Consider the following 5,142-nt stretch of genomic DNA (forward strand, 5'->3'; position numbering starts at 1 on the left):
GTCGAGCGGGTCGGCAAGGGCGATGCGCTGGTCGGTCGGGGCGCGCCAGACCAGGAAGTCACCGCTCAGTTCGCCGTTGGCGGTGTTGGACGCCGCCGCGAACCTTGCGACGAAACGACCGCGCACGAAGGCCGCGTTGGCGAGCGTTACGTTGATGTCGACGTCGTCGGTGCGGGCATCGACGTGCTGGTGGCCAGGTTTTCCCAGGCCCGGGTCGTTCCATGTTGCGATGACCCGCCCGCCGGTTACGGCACCCGTGTGACCATCGGGGACAGCAGGGAGCATGAGTTCGACGTCCGGCCGTAGCGCCGGCTTCATGCCCTGGCGCGTCGCATCGCCACTGGCCTTCAAACAGATCGCCATGAGCCGGGACGCGCCGCCTTGCGAAACATTTTCATCGGTGCCGAACGCCACCTGGCCGGCTGATTTGGCCGTGGCATTCATGCAGTCATCCTTGCCCGCGATCGGCGCCGGCACGACGGCCATGCTCAGGGTCCTGCCCTGGCGCACGGCCTTGACCTGACCGGGGATCACATGGCGCCTCGGTGCGATACGCACGCTTGACGCTGGCTTGTCTGATTCGGCGGGTTTGACCAGCTCGCCCGAGGCGTTGGATGTGCCCACGCCCAGATGGATCTCGTAGGTGCGCCGGCTGGCCCGGAGCGGGTCGGGCGGGGCGTTGGTGAAGGTGATGACGGTCTCCCCGTCGGTGTTTGCCGGCTGGGGCGGGTCCAGCGACAGTCCGCTCCAGGCCAGGGTGGGTCGCCCCGTCGCCGGGTCCAGGTACGGGTCGGTCTTGCCAAGGTTGGTGCCGTGCATGCCCAGATGCAGGTCGGTCAGGGCCGCTTCGCCCCCGCCATCGGCCGGGGTGGCAACCAGGGCGAACGCCGGCCAGCCACTGTCGCCGACAACCCCGCCGTTCCACTTCACGCGGATGCAGGCAGCGGCCAGCTCACGGATAGCCACATTGACGGTGGCGGTGGGGTTGTTCTGGTCGAACTCGTAGAGCGGGCAGCCGTCGACGAAAGCATGGCCAAGCCAGCGGCCATGCGCGAACTCACCCTTGCGGCTGCGCATGACCCGGTCGGGGTAGGCCACCCACCAGGGAATGAAGGCGGGCAGGGCGTCGTAAAGGCCGCGCGTCCAGGCCGGGTGGTTTTCCTTCAGGCTGCGGTCGGTCCAGGCCAGGCTTTCCTCGCGCACGCCCGACGCGCCTGCCCGCGGCGTGCGGAGCATCAGGGCGTGTCGCACGGGCTTCCATTCCTGTCCCCGGGGCATGCTGTGCTGCCAGACGTAGCTCCAGAACGAGTTGCTCATGTACGAGGCCATCTGGCGCAGATCGTCCGGGGAGCTTCCGGCGGGATAGATCGGCATGCGTGGCGGGGGCGTGCGCAGGTCCAGGGGGTAGTCGTAGGGACGCAGGCCCAGCGCCTTGCCAAAGCGCGGGCTGCCGCTGGCAAAGCGGCGCCGCGGGTCGAAGGGCGGATTGCCCATGAACGACAGTCCCTCGATGGACCACAGGCCGATGGCGTCGGGCAGGGCCTCGGTGACCCACTTTTCCTCGTGCGCATGACTGTTGTCGTGCATGGTCCAGTTGGCGTAGCTGGCCTGGATGCCATGGAAAAGTTCATGCGCGGCCGAGGCGGCGACCTTTTCGGGGTAGATGCCCAGGTCCTTGCCGAAGCCTCCGGCCTCGCTGACGATCATCACCCGGTCCCAGTCGTCTTCCTTGAAGCGCAGGCCCTCGGTGACACCGAACTCGCCGTAGCCAGGCCCGTATTGCGCCGCGGCACCACCGAGGTCGCGAACGAAATAAATCGGGTACACCCCGTCGCGGCGGGTGATGCGCGGTGCCCTCAGGCCCACGCCGGCATAACGCCGGGCCGAATGGGAGGCGGCCTGCTCCAGTGCGCGCAGCCGCTGCTGGTCGGCCGCCAGCGGCGGCAGGAACCACGGTATGAAACCCAGTCGGGTTTCCATCGCCGCACCGGGTCGCGGCGGGCCGACCAGACCTTCGGCAAGGGTCTGGAAGGGCGGCGGCTGCCGGCGCCAGAGCTCTTCGCTGGTCGGTTCGGCGCTGGCCCCGGCAAGGGGCCAGGCCAGCAGGATGGCCAGGAAGAGCCTGGCGACGTTTCGGGGCATCTGGCGGTCTCCGTCTCTGCACCATCTACGCAGTGCAGTGGCCTGGCCCGCCATGTGCAGGGCCTACAGTCCGAGCACTTCGGGGCCCTGCTTGAAGACGATGTCCACCGGGATGCCGGCGGCCTGCACGCGGTCGAGGTCGGCCTGCAGGTCGGGGCCGATGACGCCCATTTCATCGAGCAGGGCCTTCGCGCCTTCGTAATCGCCGTCGCCCTGCAGGGTGAGGATCTTCGCCGACAGCGAATCAACCGCCGCCTCCATCTTGTCGTAATCGACGCGATAGTGGCCGGTGTCCGGGTCGCGGTTGAATGCACCTTCGCGCTGCAGCCAGTTGAAGGCGACCATGTTGGCCTTGCCGTGCGCGCTGGAAGCGCCAAACCGCACCGAGCGGAAGATGCCCGCCAGGAAGGTGACGTAGTTGTCCATGCGCTTTTGCTTGTCCAGCTCGCCCATGTCGCCCAGCGCGCCGATCATGTAAAGGCCCAGGATGTCGGCTTTGCCCTCTTCGTAGGCACTGGTGAGGTCGGTCAGCGCCTCGCGCACCGTGCCCTCGCCGTCGAGCGTGTTCTTGATGCCCAGGCCGTGCGCGACTTCGTGGAACATCACGTTCTCGAAGAAGGCGTCGAAGGTGATGTTGGCCTTCTGGTCGTCGGCGATCAGTTCGTCGCTGATCGGCACCAGGATCTGGTCGAACTTCGCGCGCATGGCGTTTTTCAGCTGCAGGCGGCGCGAACCCTTGGCCAGCTGCACTTCTTCATCGTTGGGCAGGTTGATGGCGATGGTCTTGGCGCCGGAGTTGGCGTCGCCGCCGTAGAAGATGGCGTCGTAGGCGTTCAGGTCGGCGTCGGTGCCGGGCATCTCGGCCTTGTAGGCCTCGTCCACCGGCAGGCCACGCTGCAGCGCCGGCAGGTGCGCGGCGAACTTCGCCAGGCGCTCGCTCCATTCGATGTCGCGCACCAGCACGAAGGCCTCGAAGGCGGTCTTGGTGCCGTAAAGGGCATCCTGGTAGCTCTCGATGGGGCCGATTACCACGTCGATCGGGCTGGTCTTCATGTCCATCCAGGCCATGTCGCTGGGCTGGTAGTCGCCCGACACCAGGGCGTCGGCGCGCAGGCGCAGGTAGGTGCGGAAACCTTCGTCGCTGGCGACTTCGGCGGCTTGGCGCAACAGGTCGGCGACCTGGCCCAGTTCTTCGGCCCATTCCACGTGGTAGGGAACCACGATCAGCTCGCCGGCTTCATTGCGGCGGACCAGGGTGTACAGGCCGTCCTTGCCGGGAAGGTCGGCGGCTTCGAATTCTTCCTTGCCCATGTCCTGCGGGTAGAACTGCGCGCCGGGCGGGCGCGGGCCGACGCCTTCGATGAAGGGCGCGTCGCCGTCCAGCCGGTCCCAGGGGCCGTAGTTGATTTCGACGAAGCGGCGCGTGGCCTTGTCGTCGATGCCGGCCAGCAGCAGGTCCTTGTCGCCGTAAACCTGTTCCCAGAACAGCCCGTCCATGATCTTGCCGGCCTGGAGCAGCAGCCGGATGGCTTCGCGGTCGCCGTCGGACAGGTGGGATAGGTCGGCCGTCAGCGGCACTTCGGCGTAAGCGGCGACCTTGGCGGCGATGCCGGAATCGGCGCTGCTGGCTTCAGTGGCCGGTTCGCCGGCCGCGGGGGCGGGGGCATCATTCGCGGGCTGGCAGGCGGCCAGTCCCAGGGCCAGGGCGGTGGCGGCGGCAAGCAGGGGCAGGCGACGTTTCATGGCGGGCTCCGAGGGCGGCGGGAAGGGGCCCATCGTAGTGCAAACCCGCGCGGCGGGTGCCCTGCCGTCTGTCAGGGGGTGACGCGGGGTGCTCGCGTCTGCAGCTGTTCGGTGCGGTTGCGGCCGCCGTGTTTGGCGCGATAGAGCGCGGCGTCGGCGGCCTCGAGCCAGGCGCGCAGGTTGCCGCCCGGAGGCGGCGCGGCCAGGCCGACGCTGATCGAGATTTCCAGCCCCGGCTGGTCCGGGAACTCGAGGGATTGCACGGCGGCGCGCAGGTGTTCGGCATGGACCAGCGCCTGCTCGGGAGGCAGTGCCAGCGCCACGACGAATTCGTCGCCGCCCAGGCGGCCGCGAATGCCGTCGGCGGGCAGGGCGTCGCGCATGCGCTGGGCCAGCGCCCGCAGCACGTCGTCGCCAACGCCGTGGCCGTGCCGGTCGTTGATGGACTTGAAGTGGTCGATGTCCAGCAGCAGCAGGCTGGCGGGCGTGCCTACGCCGTGGTGGCGCTGCAGCAGGCGGCGGGCCTGGTCTTCCCAGTGGCTGCGGCTGTCGACGCCGGTGAGGCCGTCGCGGCGGTTCATTTCCTCGAGCTGCTTGTTCTGGGCCTGCACGCGGCGCATCAGGCGGTAGATGTTGGCACTCACCGCCAGGGTATGGATGGCCATGATCGGCAGGCAGGCCAGGATGACGGCCGTGCGGCTGGTCAGGTCCACTTCAAAGCCGGTGGCCATTCCCACCACCAGCGTCGCCAGCAGCATGGCCGGCAGGGCGCGCAGCCATAGGCCGGGGATGCCCGAGTTGACCTTGTCGGCCGTGACCACGGTCACCAGCACGGCTGTGGGGAGAAGATTGAAGTGCATCATCGGCACCCAGCTGCCGGCGAAGACCGAGTCGATCAGGAAATTGCGCGACTCGGCGGCATAAGGGTCGGCACTGTGGCGCGCCAACAGGAACGCCAGGTGCGGCCAAAGTCCGCAGGTAAGCGCCAGCCAGGTCCAGGCGGGCCAGCCTGCCTGCAGGTCATGCAGCACCACGCCGATCGGCAACGCGGCCAAGCCCATGCCAAGCACGCGGAAGGGGTAGGTGAGCCGGGGAAGTTGCTTCGGGCGGGATGCCATGGACGCATCTCACCACATCTGGTCATGGCCTGGCGCGCCGGGCGGCGGGGGCCGCCCGGCGGGCGGGTTCAGCGCGGGATTTTCCTGTGCATGTAGCGGTGCCCGTTGTTGGGCTTGAACTTCGAGCCGTGCGGGCCGG

Annotated in this window: 3 protein-coding genes; all 3 read right to left on the reverse strand. The window is 68.2% G+C overall.

Going from position 1 to position 5,142, the window contains the following annotated elements; translation table 11 throughout:
• The coding region (locus AACZ35_RS12195) for a hypothetical protein (protein WP_339829698.1) at nt 1-2,142 on the reverse strand (2,142 nt) is incomplete at its 3' end.
• Between the two features lie 63 nt (nt 2,143-2,205).
• Entirely contained in the window at nt 2,206-3,885 is a 1,680-nt protein-coding gene (locus AACZ35_RS12200; protein ID WP_339829700.1) for a Zn-dependent hydrolase, read from the reverse strand.
• Nucleotides 3,886-3,956: 71 nt separating this feature from the next.
• Nucleotides 3,957-5,003 (reverse strand): diguanylate cyclase, encoded by a 1,047-nt coding sequence (locus AACZ35_RS12205; RefSeq protein ID WP_339829702.1) that lies wholly within the window; start codon nt 5,001-5,003, stop codon nt 3,957-3,959.
• Between the last annotated feature and the right edge of the window lie 139 nt (nt 5,004-5,142).

Source organism: uncultured Arenimonas sp. (assembly GCF_963976025.1).
GTDB lineage: Bacteria > Pseudomonadota > Gammaproteobacteria > Xanthomonadales > Xanthomonadaceae > Arenimonas.

Bases quoted from the DNA above. Each gene is read 5' to 3' on its own strand.
- AACZ35_RS12200 (WP_339829700.1), bottom strand. From the start codon at position 3,885: ATGAAACGTCGCCTGCCCCTGCTTGCCGCCGCCACCGCCCTGGCCCTG.
- AACZ35_RS12205 (WP_339829702.1), bottom strand. From the start codon at position 5,003: ATGGCATCCCGCCCGAAGCAACTTCCCCGGCTCACCTACCCCTTCCGC.